The 22,017-nt window shown below is 69.4% G+C and carries 18 protein-coding genes; 3 read left to right on the top strand and 15 right to left on the bottom strand.

Annotated elements, in window-relative coordinates; translation table 11 throughout:
* The 8 genes from HR086_RS28225 to HR086_RS28190 all read right to left on the bottom strand — a co-directional run.
* On the bottom strand, window positions 1-681 hold a 681-nt coding region (locus HR086_RS28225), incomplete at its 3' end, for an MXAN_2561 family MXYO-CTERM-anchored protein (RefSeq protein WP_174467166.1).
* A gap of 125 nt (window positions 682-806) precedes the next feature.
* A complete protein-coding gene (locus HR086_RS28220) occupies window positions 807-1,835 on the bottom strand; it encodes an aspartate-semialdehyde dehydrogenase (protein ID WP_174454886.1) in 1,029 nt (342 codons plus the stop codon).
* Window positions 1,836-1,878: 43 nt separating this feature from the next.
* Window positions 1,879-2,616, bottom strand: a complete 738-nt coding sequence (tsaB, locus tag HR086_RS28215; protein WP_174461863.1) for a tRNA (adenosine(37)-N6)-threonylcarbamoyltransferase complex dimerization subunit type 1 TsaB — start codon at window positions 2,614-2,616, stop codon at window positions 1,879-1,881.
* 9 nt (window positions 2,617-2,625) lie between these two features.
* A complete protein-coding gene (locus HR086_RS28210; RefSeq protein WP_141644892.1) occupies window positions 2,626-3,108 on the bottom strand; it encodes a septal ring lytic transglycosylase RlpA family protein in 483 nt (160 codons plus the stop codon).
* 7 nt (window positions 3,109-3,115) lie between these two features.
* On the bottom strand, window positions 3,116-4,753 hold the full coding sequence (gene rseP / locus HR086_RS28205) for an RIP metalloprotease RseP (protein ID WP_141644891.1): 1,638 nt from the start codon (window positions 4,751-4,753) through the stop codon (window positions 3,116-3,118).
* Between the two features lie 84 nt (window positions 4,754-4,837).
* A complete protein-coding gene (locus tag HR086_RS28200; RefSeq protein ID WP_174454882.1) occupies window positions 4,838-5,668 on the bottom strand; it encodes a phosphatidate cytidylyltransferase in 831 nt (276 codons plus the stop codon).
* Window positions 5,665-6,456: a polyprenyl diphosphate synthase gene (gene uppS / locus HR086_RS28195; protein ID WP_141644889.1), complete on the bottom strand. Its 792-nt coding sequence runs from the start codon at window positions 6,454-6,456 to the stop codon at window positions 5,665-5,667. The genes HR086_RS28200 and uppS overlap by 4 nt, the downstream gene beginning before the upstream one ends.
* Before the next feature lie 165 nt (window positions 6,457-6,621).
* Window positions 6,622-7,581: an SDR family oxidoreductase gene (locus HR086_RS28190; protein ID WP_174467165.1), complete on the bottom strand. Its 960-nt coding sequence runs from the start codon at window positions 7,579-7,581 to the stop codon at window positions 6,622-6,624.
* A gap of 124 nt (window positions 7,582-7,705) precedes the next feature.
* Between HR086_RS28190 and HR086_RS28185 the strand changes: the two genes are divergently transcribed.
* Window positions 7,706-8,713 (top strand): YafY family protein, encoded by a 1,008-nt coding sequence (locus HR086_RS28185; protein ID WP_174467164.1) that lies wholly within the window; start codon window positions 7,706-7,708, stop codon window positions 8,711-8,713.
* Between the two features lie 246 nt (window positions 8,714-8,959).
* A complete protein-coding gene (locus tag HR086_RS28180) occupies window positions 8,960-9,598 on the top strand; it encodes a hypothetical protein (protein WP_174467163.1) in 639 nt (212 codons plus the stop codon).
* Here HR086_RS28180 and HR086_RS28175 read toward each other — a convergent pair.
* The 7 genes from HR086_RS28175 to HR086_RS28145 form a co-directional block, all read right to left on the bottom strand.
* Entirely contained in the window at window positions 9,558-10,865 is a 1,308-nt protein-coding gene (locus tag HR086_RS28175) for a sigma 54-interacting transcriptional regulator (protein WP_174467167.1), read from the bottom strand. The genes HR086_RS28180 and HR086_RS28175 overlap by 41 nt on opposite strands.
* Before the next feature lie 170 nt (window positions 10,866-11,035).
* Entirely contained in the window at window positions 11,036-13,636 is a 2,601-nt protein-coding gene (locus HR086_RS28170) for an RCC1 domain-containing protein (protein WP_174461859.1), read from the bottom strand.
* A gap of 14 nt (window positions 13,637-13,650) precedes the next feature.
* Entirely contained in the window at window positions 13,651-15,183 is a 1,533-nt protein-coding gene (locus tag HR086_RS28165) for a S8 family serine peptidase (protein ID WP_174467162.1), read from the bottom strand.
* 40 nt (window positions 15,184-15,223) lie between these two features.
* Window positions 15,224-16,012 (bottom strand): hypothetical protein, encoded by a 789-nt coding sequence (locus tag HR086_RS28160; protein ID WP_174459451.1) that lies wholly within the window; start codon window positions 16,010-16,012, stop codon window positions 15,224-15,226.
* Window positions 16,009-17,118, bottom strand: coding sequence for a Hint domain-containing protein (locus tag HR086_RS28155; RefSeq protein ID WP_174467161.1), 1,110 nt, complete (start codon window positions 17,116-17,118; stop codon window positions 16,009-16,011). Before HR086_RS28155 ends, HR086_RS28160 begins: the two co-directional genes overlap by 4 nt.
* 59 nt (window positions 17,119-17,177) lie before the next feature.
* Window positions 17,178-19,163, bottom strand: a complete 1,986-nt coding sequence (locus tag HR086_RS28150; RefSeq protein ID WP_174467160.1) for a HEAT repeat domain-containing protein — start codon at window positions 19,161-19,163, stop codon at window positions 17,178-17,180.
* A gap of 165 nt (window positions 19,164-19,328) precedes the next feature.
* Window positions 19,329-20,516, bottom strand: coding sequence for a hypothetical protein (locus HR086_RS28145; protein ID WP_174467159.1), 1,188 nt, complete (start codon window positions 20,514-20,516; stop codon window positions 19,329-19,331).
* Between the two features lie 421 nt (window positions 20,517-20,937).
* Between HR086_RS28145 and HR086_RS28140 the strand changes: the two genes are divergently transcribed.
* Window positions 20,938-22,017: serine/threonine-protein kinase (locus HR086_RS28140; protein WP_174467158.1), on the top strand; the 1,080-nt coding region annotated here is incomplete at its 3' end.

The raw sequence follows: 22,017 nt of genomic DNA, 5'->3' as shown, positions 1-22,017 counted from the left end.
GTACTCCTTCTCGTTCTCCAGCTCATCCATCCGGAACACCGTGTTGTCGGACGTCTGCGTCTTCGAGCGCACCACCTCGCCCGCGGTGGCCGTCCCGCCATCCCCATCCCCTGGCACCAGCTCCACCACCTCCACCAGCATGCTCGTCGTGTCGCTGGGCACCGTCACGCTGACACTCAGCGCGCTGTCCAGGCCCGTCACGCCCGGCAGTGCCGGCGCCAGGGGAGAGGTCGGGTCCAGGATGAAGTTGACGCTCGGCGAGCCCACGCTGGAGGTCGTACTGTCGCAGGCCCCAAGCGAGTCCTGCTTCTCCACCGTCGCACAGAGCCTGTAGGTCTTGTCCGCCGTCTGGGTTTCACACGTGAGGCCACCCGCGGCGAGCGCATCACTCATGCGCAGCTCGAGCGTGCCGGACGTAGTGGCGGTGTTCCCCTCGGCGATTTCCAAGATTTCCTTGTCCCCCTCGCCCGGTTCCCCCGAACAGTTGCCGTCCGACAACCAGAAGACGAGCGGACTGCACGCGAGGGTCCCCGTCCGCGACCAGGAGACGGACCTGCGATCGGCGCAGTTGGCCTTGGAGACGACGATGTCGTTGTCGACGATGACCGAGCCGGAGAACGTCACGGTCTGCCCCAGGGCGGTCGACGCGAAGAGCAGGAGCACGGCGAATGTGAGGCGCATGGGTAGCCGGAAGCTAGCAAGCGGGAGGCCACGTTGAAATCGTTCCCGCAGGCCTACTTCTGGCCCTCGCGGGCCGCTCCGGCGAGCCAAACAGGCAGGGCGGCCGCGGCCGGCGTGCCAATTTGTCAGACGGGGCGTTCAGCCAGCTTCAAGCCGGCCTCCACCAGGTTGAGGGCGGCGCCCCGGGTGGCGTTGTCCACGGCGGCGAAGAGCGTCACCCACTCGGGGGCCTGGGGGAAGGCGCGCACCCGGCCCACGTGCACCGTGGGGTCCGACGTGACGAGCATGGGCATGGGGTAGATGCGCTCACCGGGGGTGTCCAGCACCTTGAGGGCGGGTGACGTCTTCAGGGCCGCGCGCACCTGCTCCACCGGGCCCGCCTTCTTCAGCTGCACGTTGAGGGTGAGGCCGTGGCCGTAGAAGCTGGGCACCTGCACCGCGGTGCCAGCGAGCACGGGCGCGTCGCCTCGCGTCGCGAACAGCCGCGCGGCCTCCAGCGTCCAGCCGCCCTCCTCCTCCGTCCACGGGGAGCCCACCATGAAGCCGCCCACCTGGGGCACCAGGTTGAAGCCCACTCGGTGCGGGAAGGCGCTCGGGTCCGGCTCGCGCCCGGACATCAAATCCGCGGTCTGCTTCTCCAGCTCCGCCACGCCGCGCACGCCCGCGCTGGACACGCTCATCATCGCCGTCACCTGCGCGCGCACCACGCCGAAGGCCCGGCGCAGGGGCTCCATCACATGCACCGACGCCGTCGTCACCGCGCTCGGCAGGCACACCAGGCGCCCCTTCATCGTCGCGCCCAAGAGCTCCGTGTTGAAGCCCGGCAGCACCAGCGGGACGTTGCCGTCGGACCGGAAGGCGGAGCTGACATCCACCACCCACGCGCCCGCGGCCTGAGCGGCCGGAGCCAGCGTGCGCGACGCCTCCGCGGGCGTGGCCAGCAGCACCAGCCCCATGCCCTTGAAGGCCTCCGGAACGGCGCGCTCCACCTCCAGCGAGTCCTCGCCGTACTCCACCTCCAGCCCCTTCGAGCGCTCGGAGCCGAAGGCGCGCACCTGCTCCGCGGGCACGTCGCGCGCGTACAGCGCGGCCAACACCTCACGGCCCACCACACCCGTGGCGCCCACCACGGCAATCTTGAGATTCTCGTTCATCGCGCGTCCTTTGCATCGCCCGAGCGCGTGAGCGCTGGACGCTTCAGTCGTCCTTCAACCGCGCCGTGGGCGCAGGCCCCGGCAGCGGAGGGAACTTGGGGTTTCGCTCCGGCTCGGAGGCCCGCACGTAGTGCGGCTCCATGGCGAAGAGGGCCTCGAGCGAGAACGTCTCTGGCATGCGCGCAAGCCGCGTCAGCTCCACCGCCGAGGGAAAATCCGGCCCCGTCAACAGTCGCTCCGCCGCCACACCGTGCGACACCAGCGCCGCGCGGTAGTCCACCAGCGCCGGCCCCAGCGCCACCGCGCGCGGCTCAGCGGCCATGCGCGCGGCCACGTCCTTGGGCGACATGGCCGTCTCCGGCTCCAGCGCCTCCACCGTCGCGCCGCGCCGGACATACGCGCCCAGGTACAGGTCGTCCTTGCGCGCCACGGCCAGGCAGTAGAGCGGCACGTCCTCCGGGCCCTCCAGCGCCACGGCCGCCAGCGAGGACGCGCCCGCGACCTTGAGGTTCGCCGCGTACGCCAGCGACTTCACCGTGGCCAGGCCGATGCGCAACCCCGTGAAGGAGCCCGGGCCCAGGCCCACGATGAGGCCCTCCAAATCCCCGAGCTTGACGCCATGGCGGTCCAGCAGCTCACCGACGACACCGGGCAGCGCCTCGCTCTGCTTCACGGGAGGCCGCACCACGGAGTGCTCCACCGCGTGCACGGCCCCCTCCGGCCCGCGCTCCACCAGGGCGAGCGACATCGTCAGCGTGGAGGTGTCCAGCGCGAGGAACATGGGCGCTCCCTACACCGGCGCGGCCCACATTGCGCGGGGAATCTCCGACACGGCGTCCTTGCAGCGGTACAGCCGCACGCGCACCACGCCCTTGTCCAGCATGCCCAGCTTGGAGGCGGCGGCCTTCGAGACGTCGATGATGCGCCCATCCACGTATGGCCCCCGGTCATTCACGCGCACCTGCACGGCGCGGCCGTTCTCCATGTTCACCACGCGCAGGCACGCGCCAAAGCGCTCCTTGCGGTGCGCGGCGGTGAGCTCGTTCTGGTTGAAGCGCTCCCCGCTCGCGGTGGGACGGCCGTGCAGCCCCGGGCCGTAGAACGAGGCCAGCCCCTCGCCCACGTAGGAGCGAGGCATCTGCTCGCGCTTCGTCACCCGGGGCGAGGACGGCTCCGGGCTGGAGTCCTCACGCGAGTCCGGCTTCGCCGCGCGCGACGCGCACCCGGTGGAGATGCCCAGCGCCAGCAAGATGACGAAGGTGCTCGCGCGCATGGGACCTCTAGCGGGTGATGTCGTTGGTGAAGACCAGGAGCATCAGCAGGATGAGCAGCGCCAGTCCCACCATGTTGGCGGCCTCGCGCACGCGCACGGGGATGGGGCGACGGCGGATGCCTTCCCACGCGGCGGACAGCAGCGCGAAGCCATCCAGCACGGGGATGGGCAGCAGGTTCATCACGCCCAGGTTGATGGAGATGATGGCCATCAGGTTGAGGAAGGAGTCGAGCCCCTGCTCGGCGCTCCGGGCCGCCAGCTGGTACATCATGATGGGGCCGCCCACCGTGCTCAGCGGCACGTCGCGGGTGACCAGCCCCCCGAGCACCTTCACCATCTGCCCCACGATTTTCGGCACCACGATGGCCGCCTGCTTCAGCGCCGCGGCCGGGCCCAGGTGCACCGTCACCTCGTCCGCCCGCGCCACGTCCGCGTCCACGAGCGTCCACCCGCGCGCGCCCAGGGAGAGCTTCGTGAGCTGCTGCCCCATGCCGTCCTCCGCCATCAGCGGGGCCTGTGAGAGCTTCTCGGTGTGCTCGCCGTCCGTGCTCCGCCACGTCAGCGTGAAGGGCTTCGCCTCCGCCCCGCTGAGCTTCACCTCCAGCATCCGGAAGGACGGGAGGACCTCGCCGTCCAGCGAGACGATGCGGTCACCCTGCTTGAGCCCGGCCTTCTCCGCCGCGCTGCCGGGCACCACCGTCGCCACATACTGGTCCGCCGGCTCCGCGCCCAGCGCCGCCAGGCCCGCACCGGGCTGACGGGGCACAGTCACCTCCGCCACACGGGCCACCTGACCCTGCACCACGCCCGCCGCCACGGTGTCCATGCGCCGCACGACGACCTTGAGCGGCTCCCCTTCCGGGTGCCGGCCCAACTCCTGGTACAGCCGCGCCTCGTCCGGAACGTTCGTCCCGTTGACGCTCAGCACGCGGTCGAACGTCCGCAGCCCCGCGGCCTCCGCCACGGACCCCGGAGGCACACCCACCAGGGGCGGCTTGGCCAGCGGCAGCACGCCGATGAGGCCCCGCTCCACCGTGTCGATGGGCGACGTCTCCGTGTTCTTGATGGGCTTCACCGTCAACGTCACCGGCTGGCCATCGCGCTCCACGACGATGGGAATCGGCCGCTCGAAGCGCCCGACGAAGGTGTCCCGCATGTCGTCGAAGGTGCGCACCGACTCGCCCTCCACGGACAGCACCCGGTCTCCAGGGCGCATGCCGGCGGCGGCTGCGGGCATCCCGGGCTCCACATACCCCACCAGGGTGGACGTGGCCTGGTGCGGGCCGAGGAACACGAAGAAATAGACGATGACGGGAAAGATGAGGTTGAAGGCCGGCCCCGCCAGGACGATGAGGCCGCGCTTCCAGGGGGGCTGCGCCAGGAAGCCGCGCCTGGCTTCCTCGGGGCTCAGTTCTTCATGGGGCAGGTCGCCCGCCATCTTCACGAAGCCGCCCAGGGGCAGGATGGCGATTTGATACTCCGTCTCGCCCTTCACGAAGCCGATGAGCTTGGGCCCGAAGCCGATGGAGAACTTGAGGACCTTCACCCCGCAGGCTTTCGCCACGAGGAAATGGCCAAGCTCGTGCACTGTCACGAGCACGCCAAGCAGGAGGATGAAGAACCCCAGGTTCTGAAGTGAGGGCATGGCGGCAACAGTAATCGTGAGCCCCCGGACGGACAACGCACATCCGGGCCCGCCAGCCAGGCGGGCGAGCGAAATCTCACGATTCTACGGAAGCAGGCCGCGCACGAACTGCACGTAGACGAACACCAGGGGGGCGTTGAAGAGCAAAGCGTCGATGCGGTCCAGCACCCCACCGTGCCCGGGGATGAGGAAACCCGAGTCCTTCACCCCGTACGCGCGCTTCAGCATGGACTCGCACAAGTCACCCACGGGACCCAACAGGCCGCCGGCGATGCCCAGCAGCACGCAGTCCCACACGGTGAACACGGGGAAGAAGAAGCCCCGGGCGATGAACATGCCGCCCACCGAGCCGAGCATGCCGCCGAAGAAGCCCTCCCACGTCTTGTTGGGGCTCACCTCGGGGTACAGCTTGTGGCGCCCCAGGAAGCGGCCGAAGAAGTACGCGGCGGTGTCGTTGGCCCACGTAATCGTCAGCGCGCAGATGACCCACGCCAGACCATGGTCCGGCAGCAGCCGCAGCGCGGACAGGGCGGTGAGGCCCACGGCGCCGTACAGGAAGCCGTTGACCAGGTGCGCCGTGCGCGTGGGGGCCTCCGCGAGCGGGCCCTTGAACAGGTGGAATATCCACGCGAAGAACGAGAAGACGACGGTGAGCCAGAAGGCCGTCTCTCCCGTGCGCGCCGCGTCCTTGAGCGGCAGGAACGGCATCACCGCGGCGAAGGCCATGCCCACCCAGGCGGCCGCGTTCAGCCGCTTCTGGACGATGAGATAGTACTCCCCCACGCACGCGGCGGCGGCGAGGCCCAACAGGCCCGCGCTCCACACGCCGCCGAGGAAGAGCAGCAACACCACGAGCGGCAGGAGCGTCAGCGCCGTCACGATGCGCACGACGAGGTTCTTGTTCTTGTCGTTCACGCCTTGGCCCGCTGGGGGGTGTCCTCCCGCTTGACTTGGGCGGAAGTGAGACCGAAGCGCCGCTCTCGCTGCTGGTACTGAGACACGCAGCGGAGAAACTCATCGGTGCGGAAGTCCGGCCAGAGGGCGTCGGTGAAGCACAGTTCCGCGTACGCCATCTGCCAGAGCAGGAAGTTGGACACGCGCTGCTCGCCGCTGGTGCGCACCACCAGGTCCAGCGGGGGCAGCCCGTTCGTCCACAGGAAGGACTCGAAGTCGGCTTCTTCCACCCGGCCCGCCAACAGCTCGCCCCGGGAGATGGCCTCCGCCATCCGACTGGCGGCGTGGAGGATTTCCTCCCGGCCGCCGTAGGACAGCGCCAGCGACAGCACCATGCCGGTGTTGTGCGCCGAGTCGGCGATGAGCCGGTCCAACGGCTCCCGCACGAAGCGGGGCAGGCGCCCCACGTCACCCACCGCGTTCAGGCGGATGCCGTTGTCGAGGATTTCGGCCCGCTCGCGCTCCAGGTAGTCGCGCAGCAGGTCCATCAGCCCGGCGACCTCCTCCGCGGGGCGGGCCCAGTTCTGTGAGGAAAAGGCGTAGAGGGTCAGGGCCTGGATGCCCACGCGGCGGGCGGTGCGGGTCACCTCCCGCACACTGGAGCTCCCTTCGCGGTGGCCCTCAAGTCGGTCCAGACCCCGCGACTCCGCCCACCGACCGTTGCCATCCATGATGATGCCCACGTGGCGCGGCACGGGCCGGGCCTTGACCTGATTTTCGAGGGCGGAAACCACTAGGGGGCGTTCCATTCGAGCCGCGCACCCTACCGGCGCAGAGGGGCCACGTCCACGAGCGCGTGGCCCAACCGTCGCCCGAGGCCCCTGGTCGGTCGCCCGCTCGGTGCGAGCGGCCCAGGACTCCCAGACCATGTAGGCCCGGGTGGGCCCGGCCCGGGTGCGGGCGAAAGGACGGATTCAGTCGACGGGCCAGTTGGGGCGGGCGATCTCGATGGGGCTGTTGTGCCAGGACGCGTAGGCGGTGGCGTCGGCGACGCGGTAGGGCGTGCGATAGGTGCGCTCGAAGTACTCGTCCCAGTGGGGCTGGGAGCCGTCCAGGTCGGTGAAGCCGTACTCGCGGGCCAGGGCCCAGGAGCTATGGACGGTGCCGGCCTTGGTGGCGACGTTCGGGTCCGCGGCGAGCGCGGCGACGGCGCGGCCGACGTAGGACGGTGACTCGGAGGCGATGAAGTCCGGCTCCACTTTCGCGCCGTCGCGCCAGTTCGCCTCGGTGACGCCGAAGCCCTCCAGCATCTCCTCGGAGCGCAGGAAGCCGGGCGTCACGGCGAGCGCGGTGACGCGGGTGCGACGCAAGTCTCGCGACATGGCGAACGCGAGCCGGATGACGCTCATCTTCGCGACGTCGTAGATGACGCTGCCGCGATAGCCGAAATGGTCTCCGTCGGTGATTTCGACGACGAGGCCCCTCTCCTGCCCGAGCATGAGCGGAACGGCGTGGCGGCTGGTGAGGATGTGGGTGAGCACGGCGCGCTCCAACACGGTGCGCGCGTGCTCGGGAGACTGCTTCCAGAAGGGCACGCCGAGCTTGGAGATGGCGTCGCAGCCCCAGATGTCATTCACCAGGATGTCGAGCCGCCCCTGCTCCTTCTGGATGCGCGCGCAGAGGGCGGCGACCTCCTCCGTGACGGTGTGGTCGCACCGCACGGCGATGCCGTGGCCCCCCAGCGCGGTGACATGCTCCGCGGTCTCCTCGAGGACCTCCGGGCGCTTCGAGCCAGAGGCGGGGCGGCCGCGCACGCTGCGGCCCGTGCAGTACACGGTGGCGCCGGCCTCGCCGAGCCGGGTCGCGATGCCCCTGCCCGCGCCCCGCGTGGCTCCCGCGACCAGGGCGATGCGTCCTTCGAGTGGCTTCTTCATGGTGTCTCTCCTCGGACCGGCGGAGGTGGGGTGCGGATGGCCGGTGATGGGAACACCTTACGGAGGCAATCATGACATCCCCTGTCATGATGGCCCGCGTACAGTGCGCGGTGGGATTTCCGACATGCGCGCCGACCGACTCGTCAGCCTGATGATGTTGCTGCAGACCCGTCCGAAGCGGACGGCGGGAGAGCTCGCGCGCGAACTCCAGGTCTCCGAGCGCACCATCCACCGGGACCTCGACGCGCTGTCTGCTTCGGGCGTGCCGGTGTACGCGACGCGTGGCTCCGCGGGCGGCGTCGCGCTGCTCGATGGATGGAAGACGCAGCTCACGGGGCTGACGCGCACGGAGCTGCAGGCGCTGGCGGCGATGAGCGCCACGCCGGGGGGATTGAGCGACCTGGGCCTGTCCGCGCCGCTGAGCAGCGGGTTGGTGAAGCTGGCGGCGGCGCTGCCCGTGTTGCAGCAGCCCGCGATGGAGTACGCACGGCAACGGCTGCACGTGGATGCCTCCGGCTGGTTCAAGGAGCGCGAGTCGGTGCCCCACCTGGAGGTGCTGCGCGAGGCGGCGTGGCAGAACCGGAAGGTGTCGCTGACGTACCGGGACTTCGATGGGAAGCAGAGCCGGCGCGCGGTGGACCCGTATGCGCTCGTGCTCAAGGCGGACCGCTGGTACCTGGTCGCCGGGACGGAGAAGGGGCCACGTGTGTACCGGGGCTCGCGCATCGAAGGTGTCCGACAGCGCGGGGAGTCCTTCGAGCGGCCCGCGCGCTTCGATTTGCCCTCGTTCTGGCGCGAGTGGTGCGCGCGCTTCGCGGAGAAGGGAGCGCGGTACGAGGTGACGCTGCGGCTGACGGCGGACGCGGAGGCGACCTTGCGCCGGATTCGTCCGTCCACGGAGGCGCCACGATTCGACTCCGGGCAGGTGGCGGACGGCCGAAAGACTGTCGTCGTGGACTTCGAGCGGGAGGCCATCGCGCTGGGCCAGCTCTGTGAGGTGGGCGGTGGCTTCGAGGTGGTGGAGCCCGCGTCACTGCGAACCCGAATGATTGCCCTGGCGACAGGGCTTCTCGCGGCGCACCCGCGCTCATCGACAGACGCGAATGCGATACCTCGTCCGCCGCCCTCGTAAGGCCTTGCGTCGACCCGGTCCTCTCACTGGACGTCATGCCAACGTGGCCATGCATGGATAAGTCCGCAATCCCGAGACTCATCAGGGTCATCCCACTGATGAGCCTCACACTGACCCTCGCGGGGGGAAGCCCTGGCGCAGCCCGTCGGTTCGCGGGCGACGCGGATTGCCACCGCGTCCGATGCCTTTCAGGGGCGACTGCGCGACGCGGCCCGGCTCTACGAGGAGCTGGAGTACGAACAGGCATTGCTCGCGCTCGCGGATGCCAAGGTCCTGGCGAGGACCGAGGACGAGCGAGCCGACGCGTTGCTCTACGAAGGCCTGGTGCTGGCTGATCTGGGCCAGCGACCCAAGTCGCTCGTGGCCTTTCGTCAGGGATTGACGCTGCGGCCCCTGGCCTCGCTTCCCGTGAAGGTGTCCCCCAAGGTGCAACGGGACTTCGAGAACGTGCGCCGGGAGGTGACGCGGGACCGTGCGCGAACCACGCCCGGGAGCGAGGACGGCACCGCTTCCGTCGCGACGCCGGAGACGGAGGTTCCTCGCTCAGACCGCCCGGGGCGTCCGACCTGGGAAGTCCCCGAGCTGGCCCTGGTGCCAGTCCATGCCTCTGATGAGGCAGCGGGGTTGCGCGTGGAGCCCGCGACCGGACCGAGGTCTCGGCGCCGCCCCATCTCGATGGTCCTCGCGGGGGCGGGACTCGCGGCGGGAGGGCTCGGGAGCTACTTCGGACTTCGCTCCCAGGGAAACATCCAGGATGCCCGCGCGGCCTCCCTGGTCGACGCACAGCGCGAGCATCTGGACTCGGCGCGGGATCAAGCCCAACAGACGAGCAGCGCTCCCTGCGTCACTCCGAATCCTTGCTCGCGTGCAGCCCGTACTTCTTGAGCAGCTTGCGCACATAGAGCCGCGCGAGGCCCGCTTCACGTGAGGCCCGTGAGATGTTGCCCCCGCAGCGCTCCAGCAGGTTCTTGAGGTAGTCGCGCTCGAAGCCATCGATGAGGCGCTCCTTGGCCTCCTTGAAGGGCATCTCCAGCTCGGCGCTGGTGAAGCGCGCCCCCTCCGAGGCAGACATTTCCGGCAGCGCCTGCTCTCCCAGGTTCACCACGCGCTGGACCACGTTGCGCAGCTCGCGCACGTTGCCGGGCCACGGGTACTGCTCCAGCAAGGCCCGCGTCTGCTCGGACAGCGCGCTGGGCGGCCGGCCCAGCCGCTCCAGCATCGTGTCCACCAGCAGCGGGATGTCCTCGGGGTGCTCGCGCAGCGGCGGCAGCGTCACCCGCAGCACCGCGAGCCGGTGGAACAGATCCTCGCGGAACCGGCCCTCCTTGACGTCCGCCTCCAGATCCCTGTGCGTCGCCGCCACCACCCGCACGTTCACGGTGCGGTACTCGTTGGCGCCCACCCGCTTCACCTGGCGACCCTCCAGCACTCGCAGCAGGCGCGGCTGGACCGACAGCGGCAGCTCCCCCACCTCGTCCAGGAAGACGGTGCCTCCATCCGCCTGCTCGAAGGCCCCAGGCCGCTCCGAGTGGGCTCCGGTGAACGCGCCCTTCACGTGGCCGAAGAGCTCGGACTCCACCAGCGAGGGGGTGATGCCCGCGACATCCACGATGCCGAACGGCCCCCGGCTGCGCGGGCTGGCCGCGTGGATGCCCGCCGCGCACAGCTCCTTGCCCGTCCCCGTCTCGCCCTGGATGAGGACGTCCGCGTCCCCCGCCGCCAGCCGCTGCAGCAGCGTGAAGACCTCGCGCATCCTCCGGCTGCCCCCCACCAGCCCCCCGAACCGGGTGTTCGACGAGAGCGGGATGATGTGCTCGCGCACCTCCTCGGGGACGACCTTCAGCTCGGTGGCGCCCAGCCTGACGATGGCGCCCATGCGCAGCTCCAGCTCCCGGAAGCGCATGCGCTCGCAGAACGAGCCGTTGCGAGACCCCAGGTCCCGCGCCAGCACCCGATCCTCTCTCACCTCCAGAGACAAGTGCTGCCGGGAGACGGTCCGGTCGTTCAGGACGATGTCACACGCCGGTTCCGTCCCCAGCCGGTAGCTTCGGACCTGGAGCGAGAAGCTGCGGCCCGCGTCGCTCCCCGACAGGATGACGAGCTTCCGTCGAAGCATGGGCAGCAGGACCTCCGGATCGGGGGTCGTGCTCATCATCGACGACGGGCTCTTGTCATGCGGGGCCGGAACCACTGGTAGTAAGGGACGCTACCACCCGGAGCCGACCCAAGAAAACATCCTCCAAGCTGAAATCCCAGTTTTACGAGGGTCGTCTCCTGGCTCGCTCGACGGCGCGGCAAGCCAGGAGCACCTCCGTCGGAGCCTCAGCGAATGCCCATGCCGACGCCACCTCCCCCGGGGAAGGTGATGCTCCCATCACCTGGGAGGTTCGTCACCTGCACCGGCGTCGGGCGCTGGGTGGTCGTCCCGTCGCCGAGCTGGCCGGCGCTGTTGTAGCCGCAGGCCCGGACGAAGGCGTCCTTGCGCAGCCCCATCATGTGGTTGTCGCCCGAGGAGAGGTCCACGACGGAGTTCAGGAGCGTCACGGTGGGGGTGCTGCGCGAGGTCGTCGACCCATCTCCGAGCTGGCCGTTGGGGTTGTAGCCAAAGGCCCACACCGTGCCGTCCCGCTTCAACACCGCCGTGAAGTACCCCCCCGCGGTGAGCGCGATGACATTGGTGAGGCCGGGGACCTGCACCGGCGAGTAGCGCTGGGTGGTCGTCGCATCGCCGAGCTGGCCGGAGGCGTTGTAACCCCAGGTCCACACCTGGCCGCTCGTCAGCAGCGCCACCGTGTGGTAGCCGCCCGCGGCGATGGCGATGGCATGACCGAGTCCGGGGACTTGCACCGGCACGGAATGGTTGGTGGTCGTCCCGAGGCCCAACTGCCCTAGGGGGCCGTAGCCCCAGACCCAAAGGGTGCCATCCGCCTTCACCGCCACCGTGTGGAAGTAGCCCGCGGCGATGGAGACGACATTCTCGAGGGACGGCACCTGCACCGGCGAGGAGCGATGGGTGAAGGTCCCGTCTCCGAGCTGGCCGTAGAGGTTGGAGCCCCAGGCCCACACGGTGCCGTCCGCCTTCAGCGCCACCGTGTGCGTGGAGCCCGCGGCGATGGCGGTGACGCCGTCCAGCTCCGGCACGGACTGCGGTGTGAGCTGGTTGGCGTTCGTCCCGTTGCCGAGCTGGCCATAGGAGTTGTAACCCCATGTGGCCACGGTGCCGTCCTCGCTCAGCGCCACCGTGTGGTTGACCCCCGCCTCCACGTCGATGACGCCGCTCAGGCCCGGGAGCTGCGTGGGCGTGACGACCTGGGTGGTCGTCCCGTTGCCCAGCTGGCCATAGGCATTGTAGCCCCAGCTCCATACCGTCCCACCGGCCCCCAGGGCCACCGAGTGAGCATTGCCGCCAGCGGTCTTCACGATTCCGCTGACCACGACGGCCGCGGGGGAGGAGCGCTGGGTGGTGGTCCCATCACCGAGTTCGCCGTTGGTGTTGTAGCCCCAGGCAAACAGGGTGTGCACCTGGGACATGTTCACCTTCTTCCGCTCGGCCACGGAGGAGTAATAGCCCGCGCCGAACGAGCGCACCCCCACGAGCGGGACCTGCACTGGCACGGAGCTGCTGAGGGTGTTCCCGGTGCCCAGCGCGCCGTAGAAGTTGTCGCCCCAGGCATACAAGGTGCCATCCTGCCGCTTGGCCAGGGTGTGATAACCGCCCGCGTCGATCTCGACGGCTTGGGTGAGCACCGCCACCTGCACCGGGATGGAGCTGTTGGTGGTCGTCCCGTTGCCCAGCTGACCCGCGCTGTTGTAGCCCCAGCCCCACGCCGTGCCGTCCCACTTCAGGGCGACCGTGTGGACGATGCCTCCGGAGAGCGCGCGGACGCCGGTGAGGCTCGCCACCAGCACGGGCCTCGACCTGTTGAGGGTGGTCCCGTCCCCGAGCTGTCCGTAGGCGTTGCTCCCCCAGCTCCAGGCGCTTCCGTCCTTCTTCACCGCCAACGTGTGCCACAAGCCCGCGGCGATGCTGGTGACACCACTGAGGTTGGGCACCTGGATGGGGAGCAAGCTGTTGGTGGTGGTCCCATTCCCGAGCTCTCCTGATGAGTTGATTCCCCAGGTCCACACGGTCCCATCCGCCTTCAGCGCCACCGTCCGCGAGCCAGCGGCCGCCACCGCGACGACGTCGGTCAGCTCCGGCACCTGCACAGGCACCGTGCGCATCGTGGTGGTGCCGTCTCCGAGCTGGCCGTAGGCGTTGGAGCCCCACGTCCACACGCTCCCGTCCTCTTTCACCGCCACCGAGTGCTCGGCTCCGGCCGAAGTGGAGACGACATGGCGCAGGCCCCTCACCCGCGTCGGCGCGTGACGCTGGGTCCTCTGCCCATTGCCCAGCTGGCCATAGGAGTTGTAGCCCCAGGCCCACACGTTGCCGCCCGACTTCACCTCCAGCGTGTGGTAGCCGCCCGGGTTCACGCTCGGGCAGAACTGGACGAAGTTGCGGAGCACCTCCCGAGAGATGCCGCATTTGGCGCGGTTGCCATTGCTGTCGATGATCATGGGGGAGGCCTTCACCACGAAGGAATGCACCCCACAGCCGAGTCCGGCCGCGGCCTCGCTGAAGAACCACTCCCCCTGCTCTCCTACGCGCTCATCGAAGCCGTGGTCCGCGCCGTCCACGGAGTACTCCAGGTACACCGCGTTGGCGCCGTTGCCCACCACCCAGGAGCCTGCGCCCGCCAGCTCTCCCGCGAAGGAACTCACCCCCTCCACCTCGAGCGAGTCGAAGCTCACTCCCACGCACAGCGCCGACTCCTGGGTGGCCAGCGTCACATCCGACGCGCTCACGTCCTCGCCGGCGGGCACACCACACGCCGCCACGAGCGCAAGGGTCGACGTCCACAACACGTTCCAGCGCTTCATCGCTTGTGTCCTCATCAGTATTGGCCCTTCAAGGTGGTGGTGTAGGTGGAGAAGGCTCCCAGTTGGATGAGCCAGGTGCCCGCCGCGGGGTTGTTCACCACGCAGGTCTCGTTGTTGCCCTTGCGCAGCGGACGGCACTGGTAGGCGTGCAGCTCCGGGAACTTGCCGTGGCGGATGTAGAGGTCCGCGTCCCCGGTGCCCCCGGAGATGGAGAACGTCACCGAGGGCCGGCCCGCGGGGACGTCCAGCTTGAAGTTCTGCCGGCCGCCCGTGACGTCGGACACGCTCACGCCCGCGCCGTTGACAAGGGGCGTGGCGTGAGGGCGCTTGTACAACAGCAGGTTGGGTGAACTCGTGTCACCGAAGTCCAGCTCCACCTGCCCCACGCTCGCGTCGTTGATGAGTCGCGCGGGGATGTCGGCGGGAGCGACGCCGTTGGCCAGCAGGATGGCCGCCGCGCCGCTCACGTGTGGCGCGGCGAAGGAGGTCCCCTCGAGCGGGAAGAAGGTCGAGTCTGTGTCACTGGTCGAGCTCACGGAGCGGAGGTTCGCGCCCGGAGCCCAGAGGTCCAGACACTCTCCCTTGTTGGACGCGTTGGTGACGCCCACCCAGCGCGTCTGGCTCTCGTCGATCGCGCCCACCGTGATGATGCGCGTCCGGAAGGGGTGGACCGCATCCGGCTGGAGGCGGGCCGGCGAACAGCCGCAGGCGTCGATGTTCGCGTTGCCCGCCGCGATCACCACGACGAGCCCGGGGTTCATCGCGACGACATCCACGGCGGCATCGATGGCCGGAATCTCGCTCGCGGCGGTGAAGCTCAGGTTGACGATGGCCGGCGTGTCGGCGTTGTTCGCCACCCACTCCAGCGCCGTCACCAGGCGATCCACGGTCGTCCCGAACTCGTTGAACGCCTTCACCGCGAGAAGGTTGACCTTCTTGGCGACGCCATGTGTCTTGCCGCCGATGATCCCCGCGACGGCGGTGCCATGCCCGGTGACGTCATCCCCGGTCTGGTCGGGGACAGCGTTGAACTCGACCTGGGCGCGCCCCTCGAACTCCAGGTGTGACGCCCGGATGCCCGAGTCGATGATGTAGACGTTGACGCCCGTCGCGTCCTCGGCCAGGTAGCTGTTGTCCAGCGGGAGGGTTTCCTGGTCGATCCGATCCAGGTTCCAGTCCGCGGGGCTCTGGACGCCCGAGGGCTGGACGATGCCATTCTCCAGGACGTAGTCCACCTGAGGAGCCTCGGCGAGCGCCTGGGCCTGCTCCTCGCTGGCGGAGACGAGGAAGCCACGAAAGGCGGTCTCGTGGGTGGTGAGGACGCGCGCACCGGACTGCCTGGCCAGCGCGCCCGCCTTCGCCGCCATGCTCGACAGACCGCGCCCGGGCTTCTCCTTCAGCACCACCAGGTACTCGCCCGTCACGGGGTTGTCGGCCCGCATCAACCGGCCCGGCCCTGACTTCCGGGGCGGCGCGGCGAGCACCCCCACCGAGGCCAGGACGAGGCCCAGGGTGATAAACCTGCTCAAGCTCTTCACGCTTCGCATCTGCTCTCCCTTTCAACCGATGAGTGGGTGGCGCGGCCCATCAGGGCGTCGCGCCACGGCGCGCCTGTGCTTGGACGCTCAGCTCCCGCTCCTTCACCCGACGACGCTGGTTGCGCGCGGCGAAGTGCTGCACCAGCTTCTCGAGCGGCGTCCCCTTCGCGGCCTCGACCAGGGCACCCGCTCTCGCGGGCTCTTGGTCCGCGAAGATTTCGAAGAGCTCCATCCGGGTCGCGGCCATCGAGCGCCTGGCGTCCGGCGACAGCTCCGCGGTGAACGAGTCCTTCAGGATGATGCGCTCGACCGTGGACACCAGCTGCGCGCGCGCCGGGTTCTGCCTCCAGGCCAGCGCCTCGCGCAGGTAGTCGATCCGCATCAGGCGCTTGAAGCTGGACTCCAGCGTCTCCTCGGCCTCCGTCGAGGTGCTCAGCGCCCGGCGCAGCTGCTCATGCATCCGCGTGTCGGCGAGCAGCGCCTCGTAGTCCTCGCGGCCGTTGGAATCGAGGAGGACATGTTCACGGAAGGAGTCGAACCGAGCCAGCTCCGGCTCCATCTTGAAGATCTCCGCCTTGACCCGGTCGGTGGTGGTGGTGAACTCGCCGGGCTCCCCGTCGTCCCCCGAGGCTGCCGCCGGTGCCGCGGACATGGGGGACGGGCGAGGCGCGGGGGTGGGCTCCGGCGCCGTGTCACGAGCCAGCGAGGTCGGTGCGGGAGAGACCTGCGCCAAAGCCGCCGTCACGGGGGCAGCGTCCTCCGCGCCGTCGAGCGCCGAGGCGATGAGCACCAGCCCCGCGAGCCCTGCGATGACGAGCAGGTAGAGAGGGCGCTTCATGGGCTCTCCACCTGGGGGAGCACGTCGGCGGGAATGCTCCGGTAGAGGATGATGCGGTTGAGGTAGCCCACCTCGTCGTTCTGGAACCGCACGGAGCCCACCAGGTAGCCCTGGGCCACGAGGATGTTGGACACCCGATCTGTCGTCACCGGCGCGAGGTTGTAGACCTTGCCGAAGAAGGTGGCCTTCTGGATGTCCACGATGGGATCCAGGGTGCCATCTGCCTTCACCAGCGCGTCGCCCACCTTGAGGGTCTGCGCCTGCACAATGCGGCCCTCGCCGGTGATGACCGGGTGCTCGAGGGTGAGGCGGAGCTGACCGCCAGACCGGGCGGTGATGACAGAGAGCGTGTGCTCCGCGTCCCGGAGCTCTCGCGTGTAGCTGTAGGTGAGGTTCGGCTGGAGCTGGAGATCATCGAACGTGGAGTCCGGCGTCAGCGTGATCAAATCCTCACGCAGCGCCTCCATCGCCTCACGGATGGGGAGGTCGCCGTCGGCGAAGAGGATCTTCTGCTCGGCGGTGTAGCAGGCCGACTCGCAGTAGCCGTTCACATAGAAGGCGGTGAAGGCCGGCTGGGTGCTCTCCTTGTCGAAGTAGAGCCTGCAGTTCGCCAGCTCCTTGTGAGGGAAGAGCTGGAGGTTGTCCCCATCGGCGATGTCGGGCGTCGTGCCGAAGGTGGGGTAGAGCGGGCGTCCCTTCCTCCGCCACGAGTCGCGTGACCACTGCTGGTAACCGTCGGTGTCCAACGCCTGGTAGGTGGGGCCCGAGTTATAGAGCGCGAACATGGCCGCGTTGTTCACCTGGAAGTTCGAGCCCGCGAACGAGCCCTCTCCCATCGAGTTCCGCTCCAGGTCCGACTCCAGATAGTCCTTCAGCGTCCCACCACTCGCGGAGCTCAGGCCCGTGTTGAACGCGGCCCCCGGATGCCCGACGTTCTGGTTCAGCGCGCACTTGCGAGCCCACTCGACTCGCAGCTTCGCCATGTCACTCGTCGACAGGTTGTCGACGGTGCATCGGCCCAGCAGCAGAGGTTGCGCCCGCACCTGTGCTGGCAACACCATCGTCACCACCACCAGGGCCATGGCCCCGCAGATCTTTCGCGACATCGGAATGTCCTTGCTTGTTCATGCCGCGCCATGCGGCGCGGAAAGCCGGTGAGTGTTCGTTACGGAGAGGAGCTGCGCGTCGTGGGCGTGTTGACGAAGACCGCGGCCGCCTGCCGGAGGTCCGGGTTCGCGTCGTGTTGGCTGGCCCAGGCCAACAAGGGCAGGGCCTCAGGCACCAGGGCACGCTGGTCACCCAGCAGGTGGATCACCTCGCTCCTCACCCCGTCCGCGGGATCCATGCGCAGCGCCTGCGCCAGGGCGGGCAGCAGGGGCGCCAGGGGCCGGAAGTTGCTGGCGAAGACGGCGGCCTGGCGGACCTCCGGGGCCGGATCCTTGAGAAGATGCATGGCGAGGAGCTGGTCGGCGCGAGGGTCCTGGATGATGCGCAGCGCATTGAGCGCGGCCTGGCGCACCCGGGGATCCTGCGATTGGAGCGCGTCCTCCAGCGTGGCGAGCGCGCTCGGCGAGCGGGTGTTGCCCAGGCTGTTGAGCGCCCCCACCCGCGCCTCCGCGGTGGAGGCGGAGCGATAGCCACGGGTGAGCTCGCCGACCAGGTCCTCCGCGCCCTTGGGGTCGGTGTCGGTCAGCTGGGCCGCGGCGTTGCCGAGCGCCAGGCTGGCCGTGTCGCGCAGCATCCCGTCCTCTTCGCCCGCCACGCCGCGAAGGGCCTCGAGGCCCTCAGCCGTGGGATCCTTCGCCACGCCCAGCGCGGCCACCGAGTCCATGCGGATGTCATGGGGGATGGAGCGATCACCCGTGACCTCCGCCAGGGCCTGAATGGCCTCGTGGGTGCTGGCCGCGGAGAGCGCGCCGAGCATGGGGCTGGCCGCGAGCGGAGCCATGCCCGCGCGGATGATGACGGGGACCTTCGCGGCCTCGGAGGGGTGGAGCATGAAGAGCGCGCGCAGCCGCTCCAGGGCAATGGAGCGCACCTCGTCACGAGCCGTGGGCTCCTCCGGGAGCGCGCGCAGTTCCTTGATCAGCGTGTCGAAGTCCTTGCCGCCCAGCACCTGGCGGTACTGGTCCATCGGGTCCTGCTCCATGCCCTGGAAGGCGGACATGGCGGCGGAGCTCAGCGAGGCCCGGCGCGCCACGAATGCGCCAATCAACGTCGGGTCCACGCGGCGCTCCAGCATGCTCAGGCTCAGAGAGGACTCATAGGTGGTGGGGGACATGGTCTGGCCCGCCTCCACCTCCACCCGCTCCTGGGCATCGAGCGAGCTCGTCCAGAGGTCCTGCTCCAGCGCGAAGGTGCTTCGGGCGCTCACGTCGATGCGGACCTGCTCGCCCAGCGGCTCGAGCCCCTGCGGGAAAGCCACGTGGGAGTAGGACAGCTTGCGCTTTTCGAAGCGGCCCGGCTCCAGGCGTTGGTACCCGGCGCTGTACCGCCCCGTGGTGTCGAGCTCCTCCGCCCTCCAGGTGGCGCCCGGCGCTCCGACCACGACGAACTGGGAGCTCGCCACGATGGACCGGAGGATGCCTCGCACGAGCGGGTCGGCCGCCTGCTCGAAGTGCGTGAGCGTCACCCGACCGCTCGTGTCGTGCGTGAGGAAGAAGGGGAGCTGCAACGCCGTGGCGAGGTTTTGCTGGACGTCGGGGGCGACAGGGCCATTGTCGCCGACCTCCACCGTCAGCGAGGAGAGCTGCAGGCTCACCCGCGCGTCGACGCGCTCGGCCTCCGCGGAGACGACCCCCACGGTCCACTCGCCCCGGAGGATGAACCTCATGCCGGGCAGCACCTGCGCGCCAGGCTGGGTGGGGCGGAAGGAGATCTTCTGCTCAGCGTTCAGGGCATAGCGGTAGAGCGCCCCGGGGATCCACGCCCGCGTCCCCGCCAAGGGCCTGTGAGACACGCCCTGGGGCTGCGTCGACAGGCCCGCCACCGCGGGAGCGGCCTGGGGGGACCGCGACGTCTCCGAGGGGGCCACCGCGGCGGACCGGGATGCCCACCCCCAGAGCCCCAGCAGGCTCACGAGGAGGAGGGAGAGCCCCACCCCGAGGACCTTGCTGAAGGTCTTGCCGCCCACGTTCACCGACTTCCGCATGGGAAACTCCCGAGTCAGCGGCCTTGGCCGCTTCAGTTCTGGTTGGAGGGGTGGGCCCGGTCTCCTCGGCCGATTGCTCAGTCGAGGAGCCAACGCCCGGTCATCCCGCCCCGCGCGCGGCCAGCGCCTCCGGGGCGCGGCCGCGCGGTGGCAGGGTCAGCCCGGCTAGCAGCCCGAGGCCGAGATGGAGCCGGAGGCGTTGTACAGGACGAGGTTCCTCACGATGCCGGACCAGTTCGCGATGGTGACGTTCCAGGTCTTCTTGAAGAACAGGAGCTTGATCTTCACGAACCCCGTCAGCGTGCCCGAGAGCGCGTTCAGGTTGAGGGGCGCCTTGAGCTGCCATGAAGCCATGCAGAGGCCCCAGTCGAGGCTGGCCAGGGGCGCCACCGTGGCGTTGATCAGCTGCAGGGAGCCGGTCACGCCAAAGCTGGCGATGGCGACGTTCACCGCCGCGGAGGCCACCACGTTGGCGAAGCCGCCCACGGTGCCGGTGATCGCGGCGAGCAGGGGGTTCACCTGGCCATTCACGCGCATCGTCACGCCGCCCGTCAGCGAGGCCTTCACGGTGAGCGGGACAGGGCCGACCATGAACGTCTTGGACACGGAGAAGAAGGACCGGCTCCAGTTGATCGGGGTCGTCGCGAAGTTGCCGGAGAGGCTGGTGCTCCAGATCATCGCGCTCATGGCGTACAGCGCCGCGCTGCCGCTGTTGCAGCCGCCCTGCTGCCCGCAAACGGTGGCGCGACCGCGCACCAGCTCCTTCTGGATGTTGAAGGCGGTGCCGTGGACCCGGCCCTCGGTGAGCGCCTCCTGCTTCTTCGCCGTGGTGCTGGTGGCGGGCGTCGCGGTGATGGCCGCGCTGACGTTGTAGCCAGCGCCGAAGATGTTGTTACCGAACAGCTCGGTGCGCTGGTAGCTCTTGGTGATGGGCCCGGTGAGCGCCGCCCCCAGCCCCGCGGAGCTCAGCCCGGCCAGGTCCTGCGTCGGCACCGTCTCCGTCGGCAGCGGCACGTTCTGCGTGGTGGCCTCCGGAATGGTTTTCTGGCCGTACTGCAGGTGCCTCATGCCGTCATTCATGTCGAGATAGACGGGCGCGTTGAGCAGCTCCGACTCGCCCTGGACGACGGCGTCCTGCTCCGGCGGCGTGTAGGTGCTGCTCGGGTTGAACGGGAGGATCGGCGTCTCCCACGGAGTCTTGTCGTCCAGCTGGGTGTTGGACGGATAGAGCGTGTACGGGTACTTCGCCGAGTCGACGACATACGGCGTGGTGTCTTGGTAATCCTGCGCGGACGCGAAGGTGGACGCAGTGAGCGCCAGGAGCGCCAGGGCCTTGGATACTGCATTCATCATGGTGAGCCTCTCCAGTGAACGGTTACGGCGCGCGGCCCTTGTGCACGCAGCGCGCCACCCTCGCTGGGACGGCTCTATTTCCGCAGAGCCCTTTGATATCCTGGGGTTGGCTTCTTCCTGAGCCCTGGTAACGAGTGTTGTCACTGATAACGCGTGTGCCCAGGGAGGGCCCTCGGCGTGATCACACCCGTTTCCAGCGCCTCGACACTCCAGCGGCCCTGAACGCGGCGGACGCGTGGGTAAGCCCCCGCGAAGCGGGCTCCAGGCACGGGTCTCCCGCGTGTCAAAGTCGCGCCCTGGTAACAACGGGTACCACCCGAGCAGCCGCGCGCGTCATCGGTCCCTGCGCCTGGATACAGTAGTATCCGCGCAACGCCGCCGACGGGGCTGGAGAGTGCAGCATGTACGGGGAGAGGCGGCCATGAGGAACGAGCATTGGGAGAAGGCCTCTCGCGGCGGGCATGCCGAGGAGGTCCCTTCCCGCGACGGGGAGTCGCTGCCCAGGCTCGAGGACGGGGGGCCCACCACCTGGCCCTATGAAGGGGAGCCCACGAAGGCTCCCCCCCTCGAGCCCGGCTACACGCTGCTGGGTCGCTATACGGTGCTGGGCACGCTGGGCCAGGGCAGCATGGGGGTGGTCCTGAGCGTGTATGATGCGCGGTTGGATCGGCGCGTGGCGCTCAAGCTGCTGCGCCCCTGGAGCGCGGGAGAGAGCCGCCGCGACGAGGAGCAGGCCCGGTTCGTGCGCGAGGCGCAGGCGATGGCCCGCCTGAGCCACCCCCAGGTGGTGGCGGTGTACGACGCGGGCACGCTGGAGGACGGCGCGCTCTTCATCGCCATGGAATATGTGGAGGGGCAGACGCTGCGCCGCTGGCAGCAGGGGCGCCCGTGGGCCGAGGTGCTGGCGCAGTACCTGGCGGCAGGACAGGGGCTGGCCGCCGCCCACGAAGCGGGCCTCATCCACCATGACTTCAAGCCGGACAATGTGCTGGTGGGCCAGGACGGGCGGGCACGGGTGACGGACTTCGGCCTGGCCTGGCTCGAGTCCGCCTCGGTGGACGAGCCGCGCGAGGTCCCCGCGCAACGCCTCCCCGCGCCGCCGGCCGTGGCGCTCGCGCCGCTGACCACGCGCTCGAGCCAGTGGATGGGGACGCCGAGCTACATGGCGGACGAGCAGTTCCGAGGCCAACGGGGAGACGCGCGCAGCGACCTGTATGCCTTCTGCGTGTCCCTCTATGAGGGGCTGTACGGCCAGCTCCCCTTCCAGGGCAACACCGTGGCGGAACTGCGCGCGGCTCAGCGCGCGGGCAGAGTGGCGCCGCCGGAGGACTCCCAGGTCCCCGCGTGGGTGGCGCGCACGCTCCTCCAGGGGCTGAGCACCGATCCGGCGAAGCGTCCCTCCTCCATGAACGCGCTGCTGCACGCGCTGGCGGACGACCCGGAGAAGAAGCGGCGGGCGAGGCCCTCGCGCTGGGCCCTGGTCGGCGCGGTGGCTGTCTCT

It is taken from the genome of Myxococcus sp. CA039A, assembly GCF_013336645.1.
GTDB classification, from domain to species: Bacteria; Myxococcota; Myxococcia; order Myxococcales; family Myxococcaceae; genus Myxococcus; species Myxococcus llanfairpwllgwyngyllgogerychwyrndrobwllllantysiliogogogochensis.
Note: the sequence above shows the minus strand (reverse complement) of the source record. Positions and strands in the feature narration are given on the sequence as shown.